29 protein-coding genes are annotated in these 24633 nt (G+C 36.9%); 2 read left to right on the top strand and 27 right to left on the bottom strand.

Annotation, left to right across the window (positions count from 1 at the left end):
* Window positions 1–146 precede the first annotated feature (146 nt).
* Window positions 147–650, bottom strand: a complete 504-nt coding sequence (locus tag ABDZ91_RS21935; protein WP_343804241.1) for a PTS sugar transporter subunit IIA — start codon at window positions 648–650, stop codon at window positions 147–149.
* 235 nt (window positions 651–885) lie between these two features.
* Here ABDZ91_RS21935 and ABDZ91_RS21930 point away from each other — a divergent pair, with 235 nt between their 5' ends.
* A complete protein-coding gene (locus tag ABDZ91_RS21930; RefSeq protein WP_343804239.1) occupies window positions 886–1620 on the top strand; it encodes a DUF4397 domain-containing protein in 735 nt (244 codons plus the stop codon).
* Window positions 1621–1653: 33 nt separating this feature from the next.
* Here ABDZ91_RS21930 and ABDZ91_RS21925 read toward each other — a convergent pair whose 3' ends face one another.
* From ABDZ91_RS21925 to ABDZ91_RS21860, 14 genes are all read right to left on the bottom strand, one after another.
* Window positions 1654–2238, bottom strand: coding sequence for a YpmS family protein (locus ABDZ91_RS21925; RefSeq protein WP_343804237.1), 585 nt, complete (start codon window positions 2236–2238; stop codon window positions 1654–1656).
* Window positions 2238–3086 (bottom strand): SGNH/GDSL hydrolase family protein, encoded by an 849-nt coding sequence (locus ABDZ91_RS21920; protein ID WP_343804234.1) that lies wholly within the window; start codon window positions 3084–3086, stop codon window positions 2238–2240. The genes ABDZ91_RS21925 and ABDZ91_RS21920 overlap by 1 nt, the downstream gene beginning before the upstream one ends.
* 161 nt (window positions 3087–3247) lie before the next feature.
* Window positions 3248–3823, bottom strand: a complete 576-nt coding sequence (locus tag ABDZ91_RS21915) for an SCO family protein (RefSeq protein WP_343804232.1) — start codon at window positions 3821–3823, stop codon at window positions 3248–3250.
* A gap of 87 nt (window positions 3824–3910) precedes the next feature.
* A complete protein-coding gene (locus tag ABDZ91_RS21910) occupies window positions 3911–4864 on the bottom strand; it encodes a nucleoside hydrolase (protein WP_343804229.1) in 954 nt (317 codons plus the stop codon).
* 117 nt (window positions 4865–4981) lie between these two features.
* A complete protein-coding gene (locus ABDZ91_RS21905) occupies window positions 4982–5824 on the bottom strand; it encodes a DegV family protein (protein ID WP_343804226.1) in 843 nt (280 codons plus the stop codon).
* Between the two features lie 103 nt (window positions 5825–5927).
* Window positions 5928–6179, bottom strand: coding sequence for a DUF2535 family protein (locus tag ABDZ91_RS21900; protein WP_343804223.1), 252 nt, complete (start codon window positions 6177–6179; stop codon window positions 5928–5930).
* Between the two features lie 147 nt (window positions 6180–6326).
* Window positions 6327–6986 carry an SOS response-associated peptidase gene (locus tag ABDZ91_RS21895; protein WP_343804220.1) on the bottom strand — a complete coding sequence of 220 codons (660 nt, stop codon included), beginning with the start codon at window positions 6984–6986 and terminating at the stop codon, window positions 6327–6329.
* 2 nt (window positions 6987–6988) lie between these two features.
* The gene (locus ABDZ91_RS21890; RefSeq protein ID WP_343804217.1) at window positions 6989–7486 is read right to left on the bottom strand and encodes a dihydrofolate reductase; all 498 of its coding nucleotides are present in this window, start codon (window positions 7484–7486) and stop codon (window positions 6989–6991) included.
* Entirely contained in the window at window positions 7483–8280 is a 798-nt protein-coding gene (locus ABDZ91_RS21885; protein WP_343804214.1) for a thymidylate synthase, read from the bottom strand. The genes ABDZ91_RS21890 and ABDZ91_RS21885 overlap by 4 nt, the downstream gene beginning before the upstream one ends.
* A 23-nt stretch (window positions 8281–8303) precedes the next feature.
* Window positions 8304–9020, bottom strand: a complete 717-nt coding sequence (locus ABDZ91_RS21880; RefSeq protein WP_343804211.1) for an anthrax toxin lethal factor-related metalloendopeptidase — start codon at window positions 9018–9020, stop codon at window positions 8304–8306.
* Window positions 9021–9301: 281 nt separating this feature from the next.
* Window positions 9302–9880 carry a TerD family protein gene (locus tag ABDZ91_RS21875; RefSeq protein WP_343804208.1) on the bottom strand — a complete coding sequence of 193 codons (579 nt, stop codon included), beginning with the start codon at window positions 9878–9880 and terminating at the stop codon, window positions 9302–9304.
* A gap of 31 nt (window positions 9881–9911) precedes the next feature.
* Window positions 9912–10523, bottom strand: a complete 612-nt coding sequence (locus tag ABDZ91_RS21870) for a TerD family protein (RefSeq protein ID WP_343804207.1) — start codon at window positions 10521–10523, stop codon at window positions 9912–9914.
* A 52-nt stretch (window positions 10524–10575) separates the two neighbouring features.
* On the bottom strand, window positions 10576–11679 hold the full coding sequence (locus ABDZ91_RS21865; RefSeq protein ID WP_343804204.1) for a toxic anion resistance protein: 1104 nt from the start codon (window positions 11677–11679) through the stop codon (window positions 10576–10578).
* A 1-nt stretch (window position 11680) separates the two neighbouring features.
* Window positions 11681–13330, bottom strand: a complete 1650-nt coding sequence (locus tag ABDZ91_RS21860) for a YceG family protein (protein WP_343804201.1) — start codon at window positions 13328–13330, stop codon at window positions 11681–11683.
* Between the two features lie 199 nt (window positions 13331–13529).
* On the opposite strand from ABDZ91_RS21860, the gene ABDZ91_RS21855 reads away from it, so the two are divergent.
* Window positions 13530–13781 carry a hypothetical protein gene (locus tag ABDZ91_RS21855; RefSeq protein ID WP_343804195.1) on the top strand — a complete coding sequence of 84 codons (252 nt, stop codon included), beginning with the start codon at window positions 13530–13532 and terminating at the stop codon, window positions 13779–13781.
* A 97-nt stretch (window positions 13782–13878) separates the two neighbouring features.
* Here ABDZ91_RS21855 and ABDZ91_RS21850 read toward each other — a convergent pair whose 3' ends face one another.
* The 12 genes from ABDZ91_RS21850 to ABDZ91_RS21795 form a co-directional block, all read right to left on the bottom strand.
* Window positions 13879–14568 (bottom strand): HAD family hydrolase, encoded by a 690-nt coding sequence (locus ABDZ91_RS21850; RefSeq protein ID WP_343804192.1) that lies wholly within the window; start codon window positions 14566–14568, stop codon window positions 13879–13881.
* Window positions 14565–15668 carry a cysteine protease StiP family protein gene (locus ABDZ91_RS21845; protein WP_343804190.1) on the bottom strand — a complete coding sequence of 368 codons (1104 nt, stop codon included), beginning with the start codon at window positions 15666–15668 and terminating at the stop codon, window positions 14565–14567. Before ABDZ91_RS21845 ends, ABDZ91_RS21850 begins: the two co-directional genes overlap by 4 nt.
* A 14-nt stretch (window positions 15669–15682) precedes the next feature.
* A complete protein-coding gene (locus ABDZ91_RS21840) occupies window positions 15683–17056 on the bottom strand; it encodes a phosphoribosyltransferase family protein (protein WP_343804187.1) in 1374 nt (457 codons plus the stop codon).
* Window positions 16977–18125: an HpcH/HpaI aldolase/citrate lyase family protein gene (locus tag ABDZ91_RS21835; RefSeq protein WP_343804184.1), complete on the bottom strand. Its 1149-nt coding sequence runs from the start codon at window positions 18123–18125 to the stop codon at window positions 16977–16979. Before ABDZ91_RS21835 ends, ABDZ91_RS21840 begins: the two co-directional genes overlap by 80 nt.
* A 70-nt stretch (window positions 18126–18195) precedes the next feature.
* Complete coding sequence (locus tag ABDZ91_RS21830) at window positions 18196–18969, bottom strand: TerC family protein (protein ID WP_343804181.1); 774 nt, start codon at window positions 18967–18969, stop codon at window positions 18196–18198.
* A gap of 86 nt (window positions 18970–19055) precedes the next feature.
* Complete coding sequence (locus ABDZ91_RS21825; RefSeq protein WP_343804178.1) at window positions 19056–19637, bottom strand: TerD family protein; 582 nt, start codon at window positions 19635–19637, stop codon at window positions 19056–19058.
* 103 nt (window positions 19638–19740) lie between these two features.
* Window positions 19741–20343, bottom strand: coding sequence for a YpjP family protein (locus ABDZ91_RS21820; protein ID WP_343804175.1), 603 nt, complete (start codon window positions 20341–20343; stop codon window positions 19741–19743).
* Window positions 20344–20619: 276 nt separating this feature from the next.
* The gene (locus ABDZ91_RS21815; protein WP_343804173.1) at window positions 20620–21402 is read right to left on the bottom strand and encodes a class I SAM-dependent methyltransferase; all 783 of its coding nucleotides are present in this window, start codon (window positions 21400–21402) and stop codon (window positions 20620–20622) included.
* 52 nt (window positions 21403–21454) lie between these two features.
* Entirely contained in the window at window positions 21455–21892 is a 438-nt protein-coding gene (locus tag ABDZ91_RS21810; RefSeq protein ID WP_343804170.1) for a BrxA/BrxB family bacilliredoxin, read from the bottom strand.
* A 37-nt stretch (window positions 21893–21929) separates the two neighbouring features.
* Entirely contained in the window at window positions 21930–23054 is a 1125-nt protein-coding gene (locus ABDZ91_RS21805) for a conserved virulence factor C family protein (RefSeq protein ID WP_343804168.1), read from the bottom strand.
* Between the two features lie 54 nt (window positions 23055–23108).
* Complete coding sequence (locus tag ABDZ91_RS21800) at window positions 23109–23765, bottom strand: HD domain-containing protein (RefSeq protein WP_343804166.1); 657 nt, start codon at window positions 23763–23765, stop codon at window positions 23109–23111.
* Between the two features lie 2 nt (window positions 23766–23767).
* Window positions 23768–24625, bottom strand: coding sequence for a DegV family protein (locus tag ABDZ91_RS21795; RefSeq protein ID WP_343804163.1), 858 nt, complete (start codon window positions 24623–24625; stop codon window positions 23768–23770).
* Window positions 24626–24633: the final 8 nt, after the last annotated feature.

Below are 24633 nucleotides of genomic sequence, written 5' to 3'. Positions count from 1 at the left end.
AGATTCCGCGTCACCACGGACACCCTTGCGTTAAGCTACTGCTACTTCTGCCTTCACAGTTCGGGACTTGCACCCTATAGATTGCACCCATGCTGGGCGCACAAACGAAAAAAGTACTGAGCCGTCGCCCAGTACTTTTCGCTTTATTATGATCCTTTAACCGTTACGATGACAACATCTGTAATGCCCTTTTCAACAGTTTCAGGGGCTATTACGTTCATGGAATCAATTTGGTCTGAATTCGTTAGAATAATTGGAGTAATCGAGCTTTTTGCTTTTTCCTTTACCTTGTCAAAGTCAACCGTTAAAAGGATATCTCCAGCCTTTACCTTTGCTCCCTCTTGAACGTGACTCTCAAAGCCTTCACCATTCATAGAAACTGTCTCTAATCCAACGTGAATAAGTACTTCCAGTCCATTAGGTGCTTTTATTCCGATTGCATGCTTTGTTGGAAATACTTGAATGACTTCCCCAGATAGAGGGGACACTACTTCTCCATTTGAAGGTTCAATGGCAATCCCATCGCCCATCATTTTTTGAGAAAACACAGGATCAGGAACCTGTTCAAGAGGGACAAGCTTTCCTGTTAAAGGTGCTTTTAATGTAACAGTCGGGTCGACTTCTTTTCTTCCAAATAGTTTTTTTAACATCTTTGATATGTCTCCTTTTCTAAGTTGCTTATGTTTATTATTCTTATGATTCTCAAAAATGTTTCACAAAAATGTTCAAACTAGCATTTCCACTTCTTAGGGTCAATCCACCTATGTATACCCCAATTAAGGCATTTTAACGCGACATTGTATGAAAGTCTAGTTAAATGCTTCATAGACAATCACCCAATAAATACAACGTTGCATACAATGTTATTTAGAGGGAGGGAAGAAAATGTTGACAAAAGATCAGCTTTGGATGAAAGCTTTAAAATATGACATGCTGGCACAGTACTATAAATACGTTAATCCTTCTATGCATGTTTATTATTATCAAAAACATTTTAAATATATGAACCGCACTTTTCATATGACTAGGCAGCAAAAACCTGAAGGGTATCTCCGGTTCATCCACGCTCATTTAGGGGAGCAACCAGTGGATATCTACATCAATGGTTATCGGATCCTACAAAATGTTCCTTTTAAGAAGCAAAGCACGTATTATAAACTTCCTGTTGGAAGATATCATATTGATGTGTATCCTGCTGGACAAATGGTATCTGTTTTAGTTAGCAGAAGAATAACGGTTCAAGCAAATGATTTTATGACTTTAGCCATTTTCGGAAAAGAAGAACAACCCCAAATAAAAGTAATCGAAGACAATCCAGATACAAATAAAAAAACCTCAAAACTAAGAGTGATTCATTTAGCACCAAATAGCCCTGAAATTTCTGTTAGTGTTGAAAAAGGAGAAACTTTATTTAAGAGTGTTCCATATAAGGGGATAACGGAGTATCTCGTAGTATCTCCTATGACCGTTACCTTAGCTGCAACTATCTCTGGGACTAATGAAACTATTTTAGAGATTCCGAACCTAACACTTGAAAAGGAAATAGCCTACTCTATTGTAATTGTTGGTACGAATAAAACAGAACAAGCTATTGAGGCCATCATCCTAAAAGGAGCCTAATTGAATAATAAAGGGATGACTTTATGCCATCCCTCAACTTTTTGGAACCAAAAGAGTTAATTCAATGTCATCATTTTGCAAATCAAACTCTTTCATTTTAATCCTAGCCCCATTATCTAATTGTAGTTGAGTTAATGACACATAAATAGCATGATCCGCTGGGTGAATGGAAACCCATTCCGGTAAATCATAGTGACCTTGAATAAACTTCAAAACATAGGAGGAAGGAACTTCAAGCCCACCTATGTGTAATGATTTTTCCTTTAACCAGAGGTCACCATTTTCTAATACTCTTGTTTCAAATAACATTAAGAACTCGAGCTGTTGATCGAACACTTCAAAGCTACCGTACAGTTCTACTTCATTATTCAATACTACAGAATAATTTAATGATCCTCCTAATCCTTCGTGCTTCATATAGCGGTGTATTAAATCGTTAATAGCCGTTTTCTCCGCCTGAACGGAGATTGGAATAAACGCCTCTTCATCTAGGTTTGAAGGTGTATATGATTTATGTTCAATTGGCTGCAATAAGAATATCCCTAATCCAATAATCATAATAAAAAGTAAAGCGACTAATCCCCAAAAAGCAGCTTTCCACGAAAATACTTTCTTCATTATGACTCCTCTTCCCCACCTGTTGATATCAATGGTGTTCCCCATGAATCCATTCTTTGGGATTCTATCATTTTTTTATATAAAGATTCTGCAATTAGTTCATACCCTAAGTCATTTGGATGAAACAGATCCTCTTCATATAAAACATTCATCCCTTCAGTAAAGATATGAGAAATATCAACAAAGTACATGTTTGAATAACTATCAATATGCTTCTGACTCACTTCATTCCATAACGAAATGACAGTATTAAATTCAGTAATTTGCGGTAGTAAACGAGATAATGGGTTGTATACTCCAATAAGATATACAGTCGCCCCTTCATTTAAATCCCGAATTCTTTTTAAAATAGAAGAGATATTCTCGTTAAAAGTGGGCATTGCTTGTTGAAAGTCACCTAAATCCAATTGATTAAAGTTTTGTTTAATGACCTTCATAATATCATTACCCCCGATGGTCACTACAATAACATCGGCAGTTTTCATCTTTTCAATAATTACTTCCTCATTCAGCCGCTTTAACAACTGATCGGTACGATGACCTTTCACCCCAAAATTAGATGATTGGATGCTTAAGAACCCTCCACTTTCCATAAGGGATTCTTCCAGAAAGGGCAAATAACCGCCTGCATCAGTACTACTTCCAACACCTTTTGTGAGCGAATCACCAACTGCCACAATCTCCATCGATCTTGGTAAAAATTCTAAAGGGAATTTTTCTTTATATAAATACTGCTTACTCTCCTCAACATCTTGACGTGGCTCATGCTGCTGGTAAGTAAGGCTGGAACAACCTGTCAGTATAATCATTATTAGGCCATACAAAAAAAGGGATTTTGAATGGTTCATAAAGGCACCCCTTTCCTATTCTAAATTATTTTATCAGTGTCCCTTTTTAATCGCAAACAAAGGATATAATGGGTTTACCCTATTTCAGAGAAAAAATGCTTAGTTGCCACATTTTAGTTGAAGGTTTCATAAGAAAGAAAAAAAAGGCCAATAATGGCCTTCTATTGTAGAATCTTAATATGTTCTATAATGGTTTCATACGGCACTTCAGCAGAACCACTATATTGCTGGACAACTTTCCCTGTTTGGTCAACAAGTGAGAACGCAGTCCCGTGCGAAACTTGGTCATCTCCCTCTGGGGCAGGGATAACTAGGGTTATAAAACTTTCTTTAGCAAAGTTAATAATTTCTTTTTGGCTATAGCCAGTTAAGAAGTTCCAATTACTAAAGTCTACTTCAAACTGTTCAGCGTACGCCTTTAATACCTCAGGTGAATCATAGTTTGGGTCTACACTGAATGAGACAAATTCAACGTTTTCCAAACCTTCTTCTTTTACCATCTCTTGAAGCTTCGACATGTTAAAAGTCATGGGCATACAAACAGTCGTACAATTGGTGAAAATAAAGTCCGCTATCCACACTTTTCCTTCCAAGCTTTCTAAGGTCACAGTTTCCCCATCCTGATTTGTGAAGGAAAAATCTGAAACTTCAATATCCATTTTATTCGGTATTTCTCCTGAACAGCCTGTTACTAGTATAACAACCCCTATTAAGAGTAGGGCACAAATACGTTTCATAAACAATAACCTCTCTTAAGATATTTAACCATATTGTATCAGAGAGGTTGCTCTACTCAAACAAAAGGAATGAAAAGTTTGTGACATTTAGACATTGGTCAACGTTTGGTAAAAATCTGATATAAATTGGTCATAATTAAATGACATGGCAATTCGATGAACCGGATAAGTTGCTTTTACTTTTTGCTCTCGAAAATCACCGATTGTCTGCCCAAAAGAAATTCCCTCTGATATCACAACTTGAGTGGGAATCTCCATAAAGTTTATTTCCGAATCTTCTCGTAAAGCCCACATGACAACTGCATCATGCATAGGACTCCCCTTAATTCCGATTCGATTACTACTGTAAAAATTATAATAAAAATCAAATAGAGGTTTAAAAACTTTTCTCAATTCGTGTTTTTTATTCTCATATACTCTTTGAATTTGATTCGCCATTTCCGGTGTAAGTAAAGCGTAGTCCGTTACATCAAGAGGTACAATATGAAGGGGAATTGGAGAACGATTTATCACAATATTTGCTGCAATAGGATCGCTATATATGTTTGCTTCTGCAACGGGAGTAACGTTACCAGGAGAAAGGAATGCTCCCCCCATCACATATATATCCTTTACACTACTAATCAAATTTGGATAAAGGATAAAAACAGTTGCTAACGCAGATAATCTTCCTACATTTACAATAGTAATCTCATCTCTATATTTTTCAATAATCGTGTTAATTTCATAAAAATTCTCGAATTCCTGTTGCAACTCAATTCCAGGTACAATGGGTCCTAATCCCTGGGGACCATGAACCTCCGGATAAAATGTTGGTTCCACCCCTGTCAGAGGATTTGCTGCCCCACCGATGAGAGGTATGTCCATTGTTCCAGTCAGTTGTTGCAAATATAAAGCATTTTTTAACGCAACATTTTTGGGTACATTTCCATAATCGGCAACAATTCCGACGATATCGATCTCTTCTGTAAAGTAAGCATAAATGGCAGCAAATACATCATCAATTCCAAAATCACCAAAGAAAAGGACTTTTTTACCCATTAAGCCACCTCCAAGTTAATGTAAATATATGGATAGGCAAAGTTTTATATGATAAAAAATATCCCCGTCAAAACTCCTAAAATAAGAAAAAGCTGATCAAATTTTGATCAGCTCATTCTACTCTGCGAAATAAATAAATGCGATAGCACCAGGACCAGTGTGGGTAGATATTATCGGGGTGGTGTCTTCAATAGTGATTGGTTGAAAAACTTGTAACTCATCCAACTTCGCTTTAATCGTCTTCGCAAACTCTAACCCATCCGCGTGTACAAGTGCTGCCCCTTTAACCGTTTTTCCTTTTACATCTTCTAGAAACTGTTTGACTAGATAACTAGTAGCTTGGGAGTAACTTCGCACCTTTTTTACGGGAGTATACTGGCCATCCTCGAGTACAGCAATAGGTTTAATATTCAAAAGGGATCCAATAAGAGCCTTTCCCCTTCCAATACGACCACCCTTAACTAAATTCTCTAGTGTATCCACGACAACAAAAAGTTTAGTCTTGTTTTTTATATCATTAACTCTTTCCAAAATATCAGATATTGTATGACCTTTTTCAGCCATTTGAGCCGCTTCAAGTACTTGGAAGGCTAATCCTTTTGAAATAAACTTAGAATCAACCACTGTAACTGGGCCACTTGCCATTTGGGCAGCCTGCTCAGCCGCACGAACAGTCCCACTTAAATTCGAGGCCATATGAATGGACAGCACTTCAAATCCCTGTTCAAGCAAACCTTCATATTTTTCTAAAAATAATCCAACAGGTGGTTGAGAGCTTTTTGGTAATTCCTTTGATTCCTTCATCTTGGCAATAAATTCACTTGGTGTAATATCCACTCTGTCGGTGTATACGTTTCCATTTAAAGAGATTGATAATGGAACAATTTCAACGTTATAATTCTTTGCTTCTTCAACGGATAAATCCACAGTAGAATCTGTGACGATAGCAATTTTCTTCATGAATGCACATCCTTAATGTAAACAATACAATCCTATTATACAGATTATAGGAATGATGTTAAACAAAAAAGGCAGATTGCCTTAACAACCTGCCCGATAAAAATTATGCATGATATGGTAGAGGACCTTGAGACATTAACCGTTCGTATGTGGTCCATTTTAAAGATTTTTTTAAGTATTCCTTGAAAGAATACACTCTCTTTGGTTTTTGCATTTGTAAAATGTTGACGATAAAGGATTGTAAATGCTCTCTAATGAGTACTTGTAGTAAAGGATCCTCCTCCAACACAGGGATTTCCAAAATCTTGACCTTGCTGCCACTTACATGTGTAAACTCCAGCGTTTTCCAAAGCAAAATATCAATCCTCTTTTTTAACCGTTTCTTTTATTATAGCGCAAAGGTAAGGCGAAAAGTGTCAAAATATGCATGAACCAGATTTTTTTATTGTGTTATTTTAGCTTGAACAAGCTGAAAGGATAACCAACTGCTTTCATTATCCCCTTATTCTACCATTTCAATTAAAGAAGGATGGTCGACTCTTGGAGAATTCACCTGAGGTGAGACGTCATACGAAATCATTTTATCAGAAGGAAATGGCTCTAATAGTGATTTCAGTTGTTCAAAGTCATTTTGATGATCCAACCAAAAAGAAAGCTGTTCATTCTGTATAATAGCAGGCATACGATTGTGAATCGGGCTAACAATGTTATTAGGACTTGTTGTAATAATTGTACAAGTAGGATGGCTTTGTGTATGTGATTTATCCCACAGACCTGCGAAGGCAAAAGGCTTTCGGTCTAGCTTTACAAAACGAACGGGCACACGCTTTCCATTTTCCTTTTTCCATTCATAAAAGCCATCTGCAAAGATCACACATCTTCTCTTGTTTACTAGGTGTTTAAAGCTACTTTTTTCATCCATTGTTTCCGAGCGTGCGTTAATCAGCGGTTTCCAATTTGATGTTTCTTTTACCCAAGAGGGAGTTAAGCCCCAGCGAAAGTATCCTGCTCTTCTTTTCCCAGCATGCTCAACAGCACCTAAAACCATCTGACTCGGTGCAATATTAAACCTGGGGCTCCAATCATCCACAAGAAACTCATCAATCAGGAAATTTTCAATAATGTCTTCGGGAGAAATGGTTAATGAATACCTACCACACATTACTATCCAACTTTCTTTTCATACACTCTAAATTCGTAGTGGACACCAACTTCTTTTGTTTGCTCACCATCAAACGACTCAATCATTTTCCATTCATCCCAGTTAATAGTAGGGAAAAACGTATCTGACTTATATTCTGCATCAATAAACGTAATATAAAGTTTATGAGTATCTGGAAGAACTTGACGAAAAATTTCAGCACCACCAATAACAAATAACTCTTCATTTGGAGCTGCATGATGAAGGTCGATTAGCTGGTCCAATGAATGTATAACCTTAACACCTTCAGGAGCCACAAAGCTTTCATCCCTAGTTAATACTACATTTTTTCTACCAGGTAGTGCTCTCCCAATTGATTCAAAAGTTTTTCGACCCATCACAATGGTATGCCCCATTGTGACCTTTTTAAAATACTTTAAATCCTCCGGGATATACCATGGTAAGTCATTCTGATATCCAATACCTTGATTCCGATCCATTGCCAATAAAAGAGATATCATACACTGACTACTCCTTTTATATGAGGATGTGATTCATAATTTAGTATCTCAAAATCCTCAAACTTGAAATCGAAAATATCCGTAACGTCTCTATTAATGTGAAGAGTTGGTAGAGGTTTAGGATCTCTCGATATTTGAAGTTTTACCTGTTCAAGGTGGTTCGTATAAATATGAACGTCACCAAAAGTATGGATAAATTCTCCCGGTTCTAAACCTGTTACTTTCGCAACCATATGTGTAAGGAGAGCATAGGAAGCTATATTAAAAGGGACACCTAGAAAAACATCCGCCGACCTTTGATAAAGTTGACACGAAAGCTTCCCGTCATTTACATAAAATTGGAATAAACAATGGCAAGGAGGCAGTGCCATGTTCGGAATATCTGCTACATTCCACGCGTTTACTAGTAATCTTCTAGAATGTGGGTTTGTTTTAATCATTTCAATTAGTTCTGTTATTTGGTCAATCGTTTCACCAGTCTGATGATTTGGCCATGATCTCCATTGTGCACCGTATACAGGTCCTAAATTCCCATTCTCATCTGCCCACTCGTTCCAGATTCGAACACCATTCTCCTGCAAATACTCAATATTTGTGTCTCCATTTAAGAACCAGAGTAGCTCATGAATAATAGATCTCAGGTGAAGTTTTTTAGTCGTAACCATTGGAAAGCCCTTCTGAAGGTCAAACCTCATCTGATAACCAAATGTACTAATAGTCCCTGTACCAGTCCTGTCTTCTTTCAATGTTCCGTTAGCCAACACGTGTTTACAAAGATCTAAATATTGTTGCATCGTCCGTTTCAACCTCTTTCTGCTTAATTCTCTTTCATTAGTTTCTGGATGTAGTTAAATGTTAAAGGGGCTTTCATTTTTAGTTCGTCCCGACTTCCCTTTGTGTAAAAATACATTGCAAAGGTTTCAGCAAAATATTCTTCGGGATAAAGTAAAAAATAATCGTTTCCAGGGAATAACTGGTTCGTCTCTTGTTCCCAGACGGATAGAAATTGAAAATCAAAACGTACGTTATCAAAAACAAAACGATCTAGTGAGTGGGCAAGTTCATGTAATTCTAGATTAATAGAACCATGACCGTGTCCTTTATCACTATGTCCGATTTTCACTAATACTAGTTTAGAACCCCCGATTCCTGGCACGTCATCCCAAGTTGTTTCTAAATTATCATAACCTCTAGGGGTGACTCCTTTTAAGTGTTCGGTTGTCGGAAAATCCGTTAGATTCTCATTAAACAGTCTAACATAAATTCCTTTCTCAATGGCACGTTCTAATACCCATTCTGGTAATCCATCTAGCCTCATAATCATTTTCGAAGCTTCGAAAGAGTCGTATGCAGTATTCGTTGGTAAAAAGACAAAAGATTCTATTAAGCTAGGGTTATCTAAATTTAGGTTTTGTTTTAATTCTGAGTCTTCATTAATATGGGTAAGCTGTATACCTGATGGGTACAACTCATCTGTTTGTAAATACGTAAAAGGAAGGACTAACACTAAGAAGTATGAAATCATTTTTTGCATGAGGATCCCACCTACATTACATGAAGTAATAGTTTTGTAATACTAGTATAACACATGTAATGGGCCGTTTGATTGATAGAATCGGAGTTTTTAGAATTTACCAAATTTAAAATCAAACTTGTTTTATAGAATCCGTTTTTCCAATTTCCCCGGTGAAAATTTGCTTCCCCAAAGGTAGATTCAAAAATACTCATTCCGAACGAATTAGACAAAAGATAACCATTAAAATACAAAAAAAGGCCAGCTATCCGTCAGATAACTAGCCCTTCTCAAATTAGAAATTAAACCTGCAACCCATAGTTTCGGCAAAGGGCTGCTAGACCACCTTGGAAGCCACTTCCAATTGCGTTAAACTTCCATTCACCATCGTGGCGATACAGTTCACACACAACAAGTGCTGTCTCAACAGAGAAATCCTCACCTAAGTCAAAACGTAATACTTCCACTTGTGTTGCATCATTGACAACACGAACGAATGCATTTGATACTTGACCAAAGTTTTGAGATCTCGTTTCTGCGTCATGGATAGTAACTGCAATAGCAATTCTATGTACGTGGGAAGGTACTTTACTAAAATCAATCAGGATTTGTTCGTCGTCCCCGTCTCCTTCACCTGTACGGTTATCACCAGTATGCTCTACCCCGCCAGATGGATGTTTCAGTTGGTTGTAAAAAATAAAATCAGAATCATTGGTTACTTTACCATTTTCATCTGCTAGGAAAGCGGAAGCATCCAAGTCAAAGTCATTTTTCCCGTCATATCGATTGGTGTCCCAACCTAATCCTACCATTACTTTCGTGAGGCCAGGATTTGTTTTTGTTAAATCAATTTTCTGTCCTTTTTGTAGGTTAATGCTCATCCTTATCGCTCCTTTTTTATTGTTAAATTTATTATTGATATCTTCTAGCTAGTTCTCTTAAACCTGGGTCTTGAGTTCCATTCCCCACTGCAGCAAACTTCCAATCCTGACCATGTCTATAAATCTCACCGACAATCAAGCTTGTTTGGCCACTATAATTATCAGTCAAGTTATAATGAATAAGCTCTTGTCCGTTAGCTGAATCTACTACGCGAATAAATGCGTTTTGAATCATACCAAAGTGCTGCTTTCTCTTAACAGCATCATAAATATTAACAACAAATACTAATTTTTGAATGTTAGCAGGGATTTTATGAAGGTCGACCATGATTTGCTCATCGTCACCATCTCCAGCACCTGTAAGGTTATCTCCAGTGTGAGTTACACTACCGTCATTACTTTTCAAGTTTCCAAAATAAATAATATTTTGGTTAGATTTAATTTTGTCATTCTCATTTAACATAAAGACAGAGGCATCACAATCAATATTGCTGGAACCTCCCCCACCAAAAAGTGAACCTAAAAGACCACCGCCACCTTTTGTTGGTACTGGGTCCCAGCCCAAACCTACCATGATCTTTGAAAGGCCGGCATTTCCTTTCGTTAAATCTACTTTTTGCCCTTTTTGTAAAGAAATCGCCATGTTCTTATTCCTCCTCACAGATTGTCCTACTACTTTATACGAATAGAAGCTTCTATCGTTTCATATTTTTAAAGTTTTCTTGTAATTGCTCTAGTTTCTTAGTCCCTTCAGCACGTAAACGCTTGTTTTCATCCTCAATCGTTTTCGTTTCTTCCATACCTTTCATGATGATGTTCCAAGTCTCTTCAATTGTTTCAATTTTTATACTTGGAGCACCTGCTAAACGAGCAATATCAGTGCTTTGTTTTGAAATGTTTTGCGCGTTTCTCACTAACATTTCATTTGTTCTACGGTCTAATTCTGACATGGAATCAGCAACAAGCTTCTGTCTTTTTGCAGCCACTGCTTGAATAAGGCCATTTTTAAAAATTGGAATAGTGGTTACAAAGGCAGAGTTAATTTTTCCGATTAGCTTTGTATTTCCTCTTTGTAGCATTCGAATTTGTGGTGCTGTTTGAAGAGCTACCATTTTTGCCATTTCTAAATCGTAAATTCTTTGTTCTAAAAGTTCTAAAGTATTGCGGAGTGAGTCTAATTGCATAGAAGCAATCTGGTCCCCTTCTTGCGCTCTTTTTTCCAGCTGCGGCAATACTTCGTTTCTTAGTTGTTCAGCCTTCATTTCACCAGCTACCACGTATTTTTCAAGTGTTAGATAATATTGATAGTTTTCTTCATACATGTTTTCTAACATGGTTGTTGAATCAACCATCTCACCTTGATATTTGGAGATTTCTACGTAGATTTTGTCAATTTCAGCACCCATTGTTTGATACTTCCCAAACAATTTCTCAATTAGCTTTTCTCCACGTTTAAAGAGTTTTCCAAAGATACCACCACCAGTTTGCTCAAAATCTTTCTTATCAAATTTATCCATGATTCTACCAAGTTGTTTCAGAAGTTCACCTGAATCTTCAACTTTTGTAGTTCTCATATTTCCTAAGATTTGATCAGAGAATCTTGAGATTTGTTCTGCAGGCTCTTTACCAAACTCTAAGATTTGGATTTGGTCCCTTTCATCGATTCGGGTAGCTAATTGCTGTACCTCGGGTTCTTGTCTTAACTTTAATTTAATTTCAGGTACTTTAGATTCAGTAATTTTGTCATCTGGCATGGATGGAACTAAAGTTTGCGTTTGTGTTTGAACTGGATTAACCATACTAATCACCTCTTAAGTTTTTAAATATCCCTTGAGCTAGAAATTTTTTTATTTTTGACGGCTCTTTAAACTCTTGATTAAAGATCATATCGTCCAACCAATGAGTATCAAAGATGCTTGACTCAATAAAATTCTCCAAGTCGTTATGTCCAGGAGGATTATATAGAATAATATCGATTCCAAATTGATTTAATAATAAAATATTTGCTGCATCCGCCCTGGTCATATGTCCGTTCAATTCGTTGTTATAGAGAACCAATGTAGGAACATCCTGGGAATAATCAAAAGATTGAAGTAATCGCAATAGTTCAGCTGGTATTTGCATACTTTGTGTGAACAAATAAATGTTAGCATCTTCTCTAGTCTCACCTTGTGCTGGCTTAAAGGTTGTTCGGGTACATAAAGTTTGAATAGCCTTTGCGATTCCTCTTTGTAATCCAGTGGATAGATGCTTATATTTCCAGTAATGTGAACTCATCATCTTATCAGGTGACAACAGTCCATCGTTCCCAATTGCATCTTGATAATGAAAGCGAAAATCATTGCTTGTAATACGAGTAAACGGGAATTTTTGAATTAAATGAGCATTTGGTTGCTGTATTAGAAAATGTAATCGATCCCAGTATTCTTTCCGGTCTCTACTAACCCCCATCACCTTTGCAAATACAGAAGGTATCTTAACTTGGCTATTCTCAACATCGAAATCCGGTCGTACAAATGCTTTCTCTTTTACGAGTAAAAAGAGTTCGTCATACGTGGTCTTCAACGTGATGGATGATGGAGTATAATCCCGAAGTTGCCATGGCTTGTATAAATGAGAACCATCATGGTTCAAAATGGACTCAATTTCTCTGGATGCACGATAGGCAACGGTTGCTGACCTTCTTCTCTTTTCTTGTGGGAATGGCTCTAATGAAGTCTTATCAGGGTAAGTGTGAATTAGGGAATAGTTTACCGAATGTTTCAGTCTTTCTAGCGGATTGTTTCCTGTAGGATTGAAAATGGCGATATCAAAGCCTATTCTGTACATATAATAAATAAAATATTGCTGGCTTTCATTGGCTTCACCATACCACAGTACTCTGGCTAATGAACTTTCTAAGTTACTAGAGTCAAGAAAAGCTGCGATATGATTTTTGGACCATTTTACAACATCCACTAGTATTCTACGTAAATTTTGAGACTGTAATCCCCCATCTTCCACTTCGTCAAATAGACGTAAAGTATCCATCATCGCTTCCCGAAGTCTCCTGTGTATCGCAGGATTCTGGCTCTTAATTAGGAGATTCTCACCATCTAAGAAAGCAACAAAACGATTGATTGAGAGTTTTTCCTCTCTACTTAAGAGGATAATTTTCTGTAGAGCTTGAAAGTCTTTTTGATCAATGGTTCTATCTAAGTTATCGTGATCAAGCTGCGAAAAACCAAATGTTTTATCATGGACATACTCAAAAAGTTGGTTAAAATATTCGTCAACATCAAAGGGGCTCCCTAAATGTAGAGAAACAATTTGGCTAAACGTGAGCTCGTTTTGTTTTACTTCAAAGGACGGTCTGTTAGCCAATTCCTTTTTTATCATGGCTTCCCATTCCTCTTTAGCAATCGTTAGAAGGTGTGGTTGTAATTTTCCATAATTATTTTCTTGATACATAGAAATCCTTCCCTTTTTAAAATCCTTATACACTAGGAACCCAAAATTTTACTCTTATACTTACATGATAGCATATCCTGAAACTTACAGTGAAGTATTCAAGTACTAATACGTTTTTTATCCCATAAGGGTTTCAACATTTTCACCAAATCAGCGTCTCTTGCATATAAAAGAGTACACTTTGTTGGAGGATGAAAATATGAGATGGATGATAAAGAGACCTGCAAGGGACCAAATTTCAACTGAAATAGATGATGTAATTTCAATTTTAAGTCATGACCGATTTATTTGGATTGACATCCTATTTTATTCGTTTATTTTTTGCCTATTTCTAACAGCTGTGATCCCATCTATTTTTATATTTTTTATTGTGTTTGCAGTAATTTTCACCTTAAGCAGTGTACTATTTTTAACATGCAAACACTTTTACCCCACTGAAGAAGATGGTTAAGGAAGTTGTTTATAAATAGACCTTAACACTTCTTCAGTAGCTTTAATTCCTTTGGAAGAGGTTAGTTCCCAACTATCAGGTATTTTTTCTTGAGTGGCTAATTCACCATGTTTCGAACATATTTCTGTTCACAAACCTGAAGAAGGGATGAATCCATAATAGAATCCCCTGCTCCCCATACAACGTTTTCACCAAGTTCTTGTTTTAAATAGCGAATGGATTCACCTTTCTTTAAGAAAGGCGGCATTATATAACATCTATTTCGGTGAAAATAGACCTTCCACCCCATTCCCCTTACTTTTAAAACCCATTCTTTAATTTCTTTTTTAAAGGATGCTTCTTTTCCAGTGATTGAAAAATACAAGTTTTGATAATTTCTTATTGTGATTTTGTCGGGATCTATTTGTAATTCTTTGATTTGTTCCGCAATATGAAAACTTGTATACGTCAGATTTTCCATCTTGCTCTGCAACTTCCGCTCCCATCTCAAATCTTTTTTCCCATTAACAAATATATGTGCCCCGTTTGAAGTTATATGGAAATGATTTTGAGACTTTGCTAACGGTAATTTGAGTCTCTTAAATTGAGCGTTCGTTCGCGTAGTTACTGGAATGAATAATATTTTTCTTGAGATTTCTTCTAGCATTTCGTAGGATTCTTTTGACATATAAGATTGGTGGTTATTGGCACTTTCAACCAATACAAGGTCAAGGTCTAATTGGTTGTATTCTTTAAGAGCTCTCGTTGAATAAATTAAAGTTCTATCAAGGTCTGAAGCAAAAATCATGTGCGCTCCTCACCTAGTGGACGAATAATCCCACATGCGCTGTATGTCATACCCTTATACTCTATAACTTCAATATTTTTCTGATGTGCTAAATGAAGGATATGCTTTGTTTGTGGATCGCCCGAATCTTTCACCAAAATTTTCCACGGAAGTCTCCTTAAGAGAACTCTCGTCGTTTCACCTATACTAGGTTTTATGAGGTGAAGATCATCTATGGAAAATTCTTTAGAAATTCGCTTTACCTCTTCCATACCTGAAAAGCTAGACTGTGCATTTGGTTTGTACTCAACATTACATGGTTTACTAAATAGAGCCGTAATTTCATTTACATATTGATTTGAATAGTCATTAGAAAGCCATTCTTTGTAAAATTTAGCCCCATGAAACTCTCCGTCATGAATCCATTTCTTATTTAGAATTGTTCTTGAAACTAACCCTGAAACCGTAGCATTTAAACACGCATGAGGAAGTAGTATATCTTCCCTTGTCCCACTTATTGTTGAACATCTAGCTGGATCACTTAATACAGCTAAAATAGGTTCTACTCGTCTAGAACTAATCTCATTAAATCCCTCACAACTTTTCTTAAGTTCATTTGTAATAGATCCTTTGCCAGTCCATCCATCTACGAATATAATCTTTTTGCTTTCATGTTTTTTAATGATAAATTGAAGTGCCTGCCAGTCGATCCCTTTCCCTCTAATAATAGAAACACTGTAATGTGGAATTTCATAAGAAAAGAATTTTGCTAAATATCGCTTTAGAAGAATCCCCACAGGAGTTCCTGCACGTGCAAGTGACACTAACACCAAATCATCATTGTAAGTATGATGTAGTTGAATACTCACCTCTCGAACGAGTTCAGCTGTCCTCTGGCCATTCGTCTGAAGTGCCTTTTTATAAAAATCAATGTAATCTTGCTCAGGTAGCTTCTCAATTGGTAACGATTCGCTGTAATGTTCTTGTTTGGTTTGAATTCGATGCTCCCTTTCTATGACATCGTCCTCAAGTTGTATATGACTCACGTCTTTTAGGAGGAATGTGACATCGCTTGTTTGATAACTTCCTGAACCTATTGTTTTCATTTCTTTTAGTACCAAAGTAGTTTCACCTTCTATAGAAAATAATGAATCCCTATTCTGCGGATTCCCGTCATCGATAGCTGCTTACACATTTGAGCAATATGCGACTTCTTCGGTTTTCTTTCATAAAACACCCAGATTTCATCGTACATGCCTTCTGCAATGTTATAAACAAAATGTTGAACATCACCATCTATAGGTGCGGGGAATGTAAAGCCACTTTGCGCTCCATACCCTTCTTTGTCCCAAACATGGATCGGGCTTCGAGTAGTAGAATGATAGGAGACTCCTTCTCCCATGTGAGATGCTAATAGCATAGGCAAGAACATGAATTCTCCACTTCCTAAGCATAATAGCTTTTGCCCAGAGCGTTTCCTCTTGAGTTTTTCAGCTATTTTCTCTATCCACTCTTCGACATTAGGTGTGTCTGCACCATATAGACCAAATCTCCCAGTTTCTCTCAAAAACGGAATCTCATATCTATCCCCATTTAATGACATGGAATAATGGTCCACAATTTGAAATGGTGGCAAATCATCTTCAGCAAGCTGATGCCAAAAAACCTCTACTTTATTAGCTTGTTTAGAAGGATTAAAATCACCTGGTTCTAGAAGCAATTCCCCCTCTTGTTCCAATGACATGGTCCCTTTAACTAGACTGACTACATGAATCTTACATCCGCATTCTCTTTCTAGTTCACAAAAACGATTTTGATCCTCCTCAGATCTCCAGTCTAAAATCGATACAACCGTATATTTTTTTCTAGGAAACTCAGCTTGCATCGAACGAATAATATTTCGTACAGTTTTCCCTGTAGTAAGTTCATCATCAACCAAAACAACTTCATGATTGTTGTCTAGAAAACTTGTATCTACATAGCATCTATGTGAAGTCGCATGGGAATGCTCTTCTTCAAATGTAATAGAGGTCTTAAGACCATCAATTTTTTCCCTAGTCGTATGAAAAAACTGCGCATTCGGAAAGCACCGGAACATACTATGACCAAGCGCCGTAGCTGTTTCTGCAAAACCAATAAACGTTATAGGTAACTCTGTATGAAAAATCCATTCCTCACTTTTAAAAGCTTCAGGTGCCGCTATGCAAGCTTGGACTCGATCATTCATTGATTTTGAAGGCTGATCTTTAGTGAATTGCTTTATATATTCATAGGCTAGTAGAGCTCCAGCAAAGAGGCTTCTTTGTGGGGGAATCGGTATATGCTTACCTAGCCATTTACTTACAAAAAGAAAAGCTCTCTTTTTATTATTTCTCAATGCCATATCAAAAAATTGCTCTAATGGGAGGTTATACGGATTTTTTTCGATATTAACCTTTACTGATACATTCTTTGCTATTTGAAATGTTTGTTGCTGTTGATAAGAGATCATTGTATGTTCGCTGTTCATATAGCACCCCATATACCTTAGATTTCATCAGTATTTTCTTTGCCCAAAACAGATGTGGTTTACATTCATTCATCTTATTAGAGTATTCGCTTTTCATTACTCCATTTTGAGTTTCTGAGCCTTTTATTATAGTACAAGCATCTATATACTCTTCGTATGTAACGACTTGTAATGCTTGGATTGGAAAAATTTGCGAAGGATGAATGATGGTTTTCCCAGTAAATCCATTTACTAAATCTAATTGAACTTCCCGGATTAAACCCACCTCTTCATGTGTCGTACCGAAATCAATCGAATGTTTGTTGAAGAACTCCCAGACTGGAGCAGAAATGGTAAAATAATTATCCTCTCTTCCGAAGAAATTAACGATGTCACTGAGTACATCACGGATAATAGATATATCGTACACGGAGGTATGTACATTTCTTCTGATTCCATATAATCCACTAAAATCAGTTGCACCTACTCGTAAATTTAATATTACATCCCTATATGTATTAAACATTTTGTACAAGGCAAAAAGTTCTTCGTTTCTAGTTTCCTTATATATCAAAGCTTTTGATTCTAGGATTGGTAAGGCATATAAGGAATTTTTCGTTTTGTTGTGGGCCTTAATCAATTCGAAGTAACTATAGCCGTTAAACGAAGAAAATTTAGGGATAGCAATACCGGTTAATGCAGCAGATGCATCATCGAGCTCTTCTAACAAGAACTTTAATTGTTCAACACTACGAACCCTTACAAAAAGTAAAGGAATGTCTTGTTTTTCGATTTGACCTTCCAGTGTTAAGCGGTGAATCTCTCTTATTTCAAAAATTAGTTTTTCCTCAGCTTCTTTTACATCCACATCAGAAATGGCATCTTCTAGACAGATGACTGCTGAAGAAAGCCCCCTTAATGATGGGGAGAACAAACGCTCTTTTATATTTGGGAGAGTTGCAGGAATGTACAGGGTTGCTCCTAAGGCAAATTGTAATGTTTCTTTTGGTGAGTGTTTTGTGAAGGGTTGTGGTTTTTGATAAAAGAGTGTATCGAGTATTTCTTTTGTTATCTGAGAAAAAAACTTCATTTGACTCCCTACCTTATCCATTCATGTATAGAAAAAGGGAAAGACCTAGGTCATTTCCCTTTTGGTGTTTTTAAGCATCTTTTTGATCTGCAGGTTGCTTTTTATTTCTAATGTAATTCACTAAGAATGTAGCTGCAAAAGCTACTACGATAAATACGAAGAAATACGCATGGTCAATGTGAATGAACTCTGATGTACCCATCTTGATAGCAATGAATAGAATAATCACATACGCGGTTGTTTCTAGCTCAGGAACGCGTTCAATTAGCTTCAAGAAAATACCAGCTACTCCACGCATCATAAGTACTCCAAGCATACCACCAAGTAATAGTACCCAAATTTGGTCACTGATGGCTAAAGCAGCTAAGACACTGTCGACACTAAACGCAATATCCATTACCTCAACAGCTGCAACTGTTCCCCAGAAGTTACCGAAAAGACGAATGAAAATACTTCCTTTTGAAAGTCCTTCTATATCTTCATCGTCCCCAGCAGCTTCTTTTCGTTTATCTATGAAATACTTGATAGCTAACCAAGCAAGATAACCGGCGCCTAAATACTTTACCCATGTAATTTGAATGAGGAATACCCCTGCACCAATCGCAATAAAACGGAAAAGATATGCTCCTAATAAACCGTAAAATAATGCCTTTTTCTTTTGTTTACCTGGTAAGTGTTTAACCATTACTGCAAGTACGAGAGCGTTATCAGCAGAAAGTAATCCTTCCATAATAACTAATGTACCAATCAGACCCCAAGCAACTGGATCCGTTAATACCTGTCCCCACATTTCCCAATTAAAGAATTGAGAATATGTATGTAAAAAGCTTTCCCAAAAACCCATGTGTGTCCCTCCCAGAATGTTGAAACAAAATTTATTGTATCATTGAAAACGCATGTGCAAGAGAACCTCACACATGCAAATGATGATTACTGCACTTGTAATCCGAAGTTCGTAGCTAAAGAAGCTAATCCTCCTTGGAATCCACTGCCAACCGCACTGAACTTCCATTCTCCACCGTGTCTATATAATTCCCCAACCACAATAGCTGTTTCAATTGAAAAGTCTTCTCCTAAGTCGTAACGAATCAGTTCTTCGTTTGTTTCTTCATTTAAAACACGAACATAAGAGTTTGAGACTTGACCAAAATTTTGGTTTTTAGCTTCACCGTCATGAATCGTGATACAGAAGGAGATTCTTTCTACTGTTGACGGGACGGCTGCTAAGTTAATTTTCACTTGTTCGTCATCTCCGTCTCCCTCACCAGTAAGATTGTCCCCGGTGTGAACAACGGAACCATTACCACCTTGCAGATTATTATAAAATACAAAGTCAGCATCAGAAGTTACTTTCCCTGAACCATCCAGCAGGAATACTGATGAATCTAAATCGAAGGAGTTTCCACCATCATATTTGTTAACATCCCAGCCTAATCCTACTACTACTTTTTGTAAGCCAGGATTAGTTTTTGTCAGATCTACCTTTTGTCCTTTTGCTAAGCTAATTGCCATTATGTAACCTCCTTAAAAATCTATATTTCTTTATACGAAATATATTTAATATGGTTTCATTAAATATAACATTCATCCTTATTTTTTCACAAATCCTTGTATCTTAATGTAGGATTTCTTTTTTGGAAGAAGACATCCAATTTGGCGGAGTATCTGTTGACCAATAAATTTGTCCTAAGTCATGATGTGCTTCAAATTGATCCACAAAGGTGTGGTAGTGAAAATTAAACCAATAACCGTCACCAGGTGGATGGTCCCTTCTCACGTGAAAGCGTATTAAATCTTCCCCTGTTTGAGAATCGTAAATATGAAACATTTTCTCACTCTTCCCTTTTCCAGGTTGCTCAGAAATTTGCAAATATTTAACTTGATTTTCCCCTAATTCTTCTACAAGTTTTGTCATAACCTCTTCAATTTTAGGGAAAATCACAGTCTGAAACTCATCTTTTATAACAGGTGTAATTCTATCCCCAAATTTAAAATATGACACTTGCTCGCTCTGCTTAATGAGAGTTTCCAGAGGAGTCTCATTCTTGTACGATTCAAGATAACCTGAATTTGCGATGTTATCTTCTTCGAAAGCATTAGGTTTTTTACCTTTTTCAACATCACTATGGTCTAGGTCATACGAAAAGGTAGGTGTGACGAGACCAAAGGTAAGAACAGAAACCATTACGACAAAAAACTTTTTGAGTTTAGCGTTCAACGAGAATCACCTTCTAATCTCTAAAACTATAATATTTTTATTATACTCTATTAAACGGATAATTTCCTTTAAAGGTTTCAAATTTCAAATAGTTTTTGAAAGTTTTTTGTCGGATGTTTTTAATAAACCCGAAAATAGACTATAATAAGGTCAAATACATAAAAGGAGTGACCCGGATTATGGCTTTTGAAACGCTCATTTTTGCGGTTAGTTTAGTTATGATTGCATACTTTGTTTATTTAGAAATAACGGACTAAGACTGGTTTTGGCCAGTCTTTATTTTTTCTCAATAAACCCGAAGTGAAATTTTGCACTTTTTCTTGGCAAGCGAGTAAATCCAAACTCCTCGAACCAATGACTTCTATAGTGGGCTTTTAACACTACTCTTTTTTTCGCTACCCTACACGCTTCTCTCACTACTCTTTCATCTATTGTGGAATAATCTGCAAGTCGTTCCCATTTTCTCATTGATTCAGATTCTTCAATAGTGTGTTCAAACATAGGGTCAAAATAAACACAGTCAAACGATTGATCTGGAAGATTGGATAGGTACTCATGAAAAGAAGTGTTAATGACTTCAATTCTATTCAATGCATCCAAGAGTGGAGAATAAGTCGTGTCCCATGTTTTTAACCCTGTTTTGACGATATGCGAAAGAATTTGGTTTACTTCTAAACCAACAACGTGTCCCTTTTCACCAACATGATAAGCAGCCACGATACTATCAGAACATAACCCTAATGTACAATCTAAAAATGAATCTCCTTTTTCCAGTTTGCATACTTCAATCAGAGGGTCTTTTTCTTCTCTCACCAATCTTTTCACTCGAAACATGGCAGAACTAGGATGGAAAAAGATAGGTTCCTGATACCCTATAGGGAAGTATTCAAGCCTATTTTTACCGACAACCAGAATAGAGGCCTGCAACTTTTCATGTAGCTTATCAATTGATACCTTTTCTCTTTCTATGTATTGGAGTTTTAACTGTTCAGAAATCTGTAGTGCCCTATCTTCTAGAACAGTGTTAGGTCTCAAACAAGTAGTCACAATTACTGTCATAATTTAATCCTCCACAAAAAAATAAAGAAAGGCGAGGATACACCCCGCCTAATTAGTCACAAAAATTATGAAATGCTGTTACTATATTTTCATAAATGGTTTCGACTGTGTTGTCTTCGATTTCTTCTCTTGGGATAAAGTGTACCACTTCTTTCCCTTTGAAAATAGCCATGGATGGGGAAGAAGGTTCATATCCTTTAATATATTCCCGCATCTTTGCAGTAGCTTCACGGTCTTGTCCAGCAAACACCGTTACTACCCGGTCAGGTTTCTTTTCAGAGTGTGAAATTGCATGAACAGCAGCAGGTCTTGCAAGTCCCGCAGCACAACCGCAAACAGAGTTAATGATTACAAAAGTAGTTCCTTCCGCAGATTCCATATACTCTTCAACCGATTCTTCGGTTGTTAATTCTTGAAACCCCGCATCAACTAATTCTTGTCTCATTGGTTTCACAATTTCTCTCATATATTCATCATAAGCCATTGACATTATGTGACACGCCCTTTCTTTCTAGTTAACCTTTTAGCTATTGTTTTCTTGCTTCTGTCATTTGTTTCCAAACAGACCCCTTAGCCTTCTCTCCACCTTCAATTCTTTCAATGGCCATTTTAACTTGTAGAGCCACTTCAAACTCTGGATCATTTTCGGCTTCTTTTAAAGCAGATAAGGCGGACTCATCTCCCTCTTCATAAAGGAACATTGCCGCTCGCCATCTTACTAGTTTTGACTTATCTTTTAGGGCGTTTTGCATTTCTTCACTGGCTTCTTTAAAACCTAAATCTGAAAGGCAATCCCCAGCCGTTCTCCTTACCGTTACAATTTTATCTTGTAAACCTTGATATAAATAGGGTAGTACTTTCGGATCTTCTATCATTCCTAAATACACAACAGCTAGCCTTCTTATTGAAGCTTTTTCATCCTGTAATGCTTTTTCTAAAACTGGTAAATCTTCAAGCGTTGGATCTTCCATCTGTTCCAAAACTTGATATCTCTTTCTCCAGTCTTCATCATTTAGCATTTCCACAGTTACTTTAATTTTTTGCTTCCTTTGTTTCTTTTCATCTGTATTAGGATTTTGTGCAGCCTTCACTAACTCTGCTAGTCGTTCTTTAGGATAAGCTGCTTTTAGCTCTTCAATAACCTCACTAGCAATTGTATCCATATCTCCATATCTGATACCCAAGTCCTTCCACTTTCTTAGGAAAACATAGTTTTCTCCTTCTAACTGTGCATCTGTCGTGGCATGAACATATTCATCAGGCATTTGGTACCGTTTTTCTTCGTTTCCGTCATGAAGCTTTAGCTGGACTGGAATTCCTTTAAAGGTAAGGACCTGCGCGTTCACTTCTCCAAAGTGTTCATCTGCTTTTACTTGATGTTCAGTCTGTTCTGCTTTTTCACCAAATGCTTGTCTAACTTGAGGCAATATTTGTTGCCAGTCAAACTTTGCATTACGTTCTACTGCAATAAAGTCAGCAACGTGGTAAACACCCTTCACTCCGTCAATGTTTAAAATTTCCTTTATAACGGAGGGAGCCCCATCAGCTTGCTCTTTTTTATAATTGTTACTTTTACCAGCAGGTAATTCTTGATCCAAAATAATTTTCATCGTATTTGGACTTGGTGTTGGTTCAATCGATTGAATGTTCATAAGACTAGAACACTCCTTCTCTTTTTTTCTAACCCTAGTGTATCATATTTTCTTTTAGGTATCTTGTTTAGAGCCTTGACCCAACTGCCATTCCAAGAAAAACTGTTCAAGGAATTGTTCCATAAATTGGTGTCTTTCTTCTGCTAGTCGCCTACCAGACTCTGTTGTCATTAAACCTTTTAGTTTGAGTAGTTTTTCATAAAAATGATGTATGGAGGAGGAGGGCTGATTTCTATACTCTTCCTCAGACATTTCATCTCTTACTTTCAAATTAGGGTTGTATAAAGGCTGGCCATTACTCCCTCCATAAGCAAAGGTTCGGGCCACACCAATAGCTCCCATTGCATCAAGCCTATCGGCATCTCGAACAATCTTTGCATTAAGATTCGTTAAAGTAGCTTCATTTCCACCTTTAAACGAAATGCTAAAAACGATTCCCTCAATTTCTTCTCTTTCTGTTTTCGTAAAAGGGATTTCCGATAGGACCTGATAAAACCTTTTTTCTCCAGCTTGCTTGCTTGGATTCAACTTTTCATCTGGCACATCATGTAAAAGAGCAGCTGCCTCTACAATTTTCGGGTTCCCACCTTCTTGTTCACAAAGGAAGAGAGCTACCTTTCTGACTCGATCAATATGATACCAATCATGTCCAGTAGCCTCATGTAAAAACAATTCCTTTATTTTTTCCTCCAAAATTAACAGGTCATTCACAGTTACAAAACACCTTCCGTATCGTTAAACCAGCATATCCCTAGTGTATTTTTCCCTGCATGCACTCCAATTACTGCACCTAATGGATAAGCAGAAAAGGATGTCTCAGGATAAAGTTCTTTCAGTGTTTTAGCCCACATTGTGGCTTCACTATCATCTAGCCCATAAACAATATAGGCTTCTGAGATAGGATGGTTTTCATAGGATTTTTGAAAATATTTAGTGAGTGCTTGTTTAGCTTTCTTAACACCCCGTACCTTTTCTTTTATTTCTAGAGCTCCTTCTTTAATTCGAATAATCGGTTTCACATCTAGCATACTTCCTAAATAAAAGGACAACCCTTTTAAACGACCACTACGATGCAGCTGCTCTAAACTACCAACTATGACAAAAGTCTCAGAACTCTTTTTCATCTTATTAATGTTATCAACCACTTCTTCAATTTCCATCCCTTGTGAAAGAAGCTTTTTCCCGTATTTCAATAAAGCTGTTAAAGGATAGGTCAAAATTTCTGAATCAATCGTATAGACAGGAATATCCGTCATTTGTGCTGCTTGCTCACTTGATGAAACCGTTCCACTCAACTTCCCCGAAATATGAATGGAGATAATAGCATCATAGTTCTCGGCTAACTTTTCATATAAGGCATGAAATACTCCAACTGAAGGCTGAGAGGTTTTAGGAATAGTGGTTGTGGTTTCTAATCTCGCATAAAACTCCTCTGGTGTAAGGTCTACCCCATCCTGATATTCTTTTTCATCCATAAAAATGGTCATTGGTAGAACATACAAATCTGGATCTTCCTTAAGCTGATGATCTAAATACATGGTACTATCTGTTACCCAAGCAATCTTTTTCAAAGCTACTC

This window comes from Bacillus carboniphilus, assembly GCF_039522365.1.
GTDB lineage: Bacteria > Bacillota > Bacilli > Bacillales > JC228 > Bacillus_BF > Bacillus_BF carboniphilus.
Note: the sequence above shows the minus strand (reverse complement) of the source record. Positions and strands in the feature narration are given on the sequence as shown.

Bases quoted from the DNA above. Each gene is read 5' to 3' on its own strand.
- ABDZ91_RS21935 (WP_343804241.1), bottom strand. From the start codon at position 650: ATGTTAAAAAAACTATTTGGAAGAAAAGAAGTCGACCCGACTGTTACA.
- ABDZ91_RS21930 (WP_343804239.1), top strand. From the start codon at position 886: ATGTTGACAAAAGATCAGCTTTGGATGAAAGCTTTAAAATATGACATG.
- ABDZ91_RS21925 (WP_343804237.1), bottom strand. From the start codon at position 2,238: ATGAAGAAAGTATTTTCGTGGAAAGCTGCTTTTTGGGGATTAGTCGCT.
- ABDZ91_RS21920 (WP_343804234.1), bottom strand. From the start codon at position 3,086: ATGAACCATTCAAAATCCCTTTTTTTGTATGGCCTAATAATGATTATA.
- ABDZ91_RS21915 (WP_343804232.1), bottom strand. From the start codon at position 3,823: ATGAAACGTATTTGTGCCCTACTCTTAATAGGGGTTGTTATACTAGTA.
- ABDZ91_RS21910 (WP_343804229.1), bottom strand. From the start codon at position 4,864: ATGGGTAAAAAAGTCCTTTTCTTTGGTGATTTTGGAATTGATGATGTA.
- ABDZ91_RS21905 (WP_343804226.1), bottom strand. From the start codon at position 5,824: ATGAAGAAAATTGCTATCGTCACAGATTCTACTGTGGATTTATCCGTT.
- ABDZ91_RS21895 (WP_343804220.1), bottom strand. From the start codon at position 6,986: ATGTGTGGTAGGTATTCATTAACCATTTCTCCCGAAGACATTATTGAA.
- ABDZ91_RS21890 (WP_343804217.1), bottom strand. From the start codon at position 7,486: ATGATATCTCTTTTATTGGCAATGGATCGGAATCAAGGTATTGGATAT.
- ABDZ91_RS21885 (WP_343804214.1), bottom strand. From the start codon at position 8,280: ATGCAACAATATTTAGATCTTTGTAAACACGTGTTGGCTAACGGAACA.
- ABDZ91_RS21880 (WP_343804211.1), bottom strand. From the start codon at position 9,020: ATGCAAAAAATGATTTCATACTTCTTAGTGTTAGTCCTTCCTTTTACG.
- ABDZ91_RS21875 (WP_343804208.1), bottom strand. From the start codon at position 9,880: ATGAGCATTAACCTACAAAAAGGACAGAAAATTGATTTAACAAAAACA.
- ABDZ91_RS21870 (WP_343804207.1), bottom strand. From the start codon at position 10,523: ATGGCGATTTCTTTACAAAAAGGGCAAAAAGTAGATTTAACGAAAGGA.
- ABDZ91_RS21865 (WP_343804204.1), bottom strand. From the start codon at position 11,679: ATGGTTAATCCAGTTCAAACACAAACGCAAACTTTAGTTCCATCCATG.
- ABDZ91_RS21860 (WP_343804201.1), bottom strand. From the start codon at position 13,330: ATGTATCAAGAAAATAATTATGGAAAATTACAACCACACCTTCTAACG.
- ABDZ91_RS21855 (WP_343804195.1), top strand. From the start codon at position 13,530: ATGAGATGGATGATAAAGAGACCTGCAAGGGACCAAATTTCAACTGAA.
- ABDZ91_RS21850 (WP_343804192.1), bottom strand. From the start codon at position 14,568: ATGATTTTTGCTTCAGACCTTGATAGAACTTTAATTTATTCAACGAGA.
- ABDZ91_RS21840 (WP_343804187.1), bottom strand. From the start codon at position 17,056: ATGAACAGCGAACATACAATGATCTCTTATCAACAGCAACAAACATTT.
- ABDZ91_RS21835 (WP_343804184.1), bottom strand. From the start codon at position 18,125: ATGAAGTTTTTTTCTCAGATAACAAAAGAAATACTCGATACACTCTTT.
- ABDZ91_RS21830 (WP_343804181.1), bottom strand. From the start codon at position 18,969: ATGGGTTTTTGGGAAAGCTTTTTACATACATATTCTCAATTCTTTAAT.
- ABDZ91_RS21825 (WP_343804178.1), bottom strand. From the start codon at position 19,637: ATGGCAATTAGCTTAGCAAAAGGACAAAAGGTAGATCTGACAAAAACT.
- ABDZ91_RS21815 (WP_343804173.1), bottom strand. From the start codon at position 21,402: ATGACAGTAATTGTGACTACTTGTTTGAGACCTAACACTGTTCTAGAA.
- ABDZ91_RS21810 (WP_343804170.1), bottom strand. From the start codon at position 21,892: ATGTCAATGGCTTATGATGAATATATGAGAGAAATTGTGAAACCAATG.
- ABDZ91_RS21805 (WP_343804168.1), bottom strand. From the start codon at position 23,054: ATGAACATTCAATCGATTGAACCAACACCAAGTCCAAATACGATGAAA.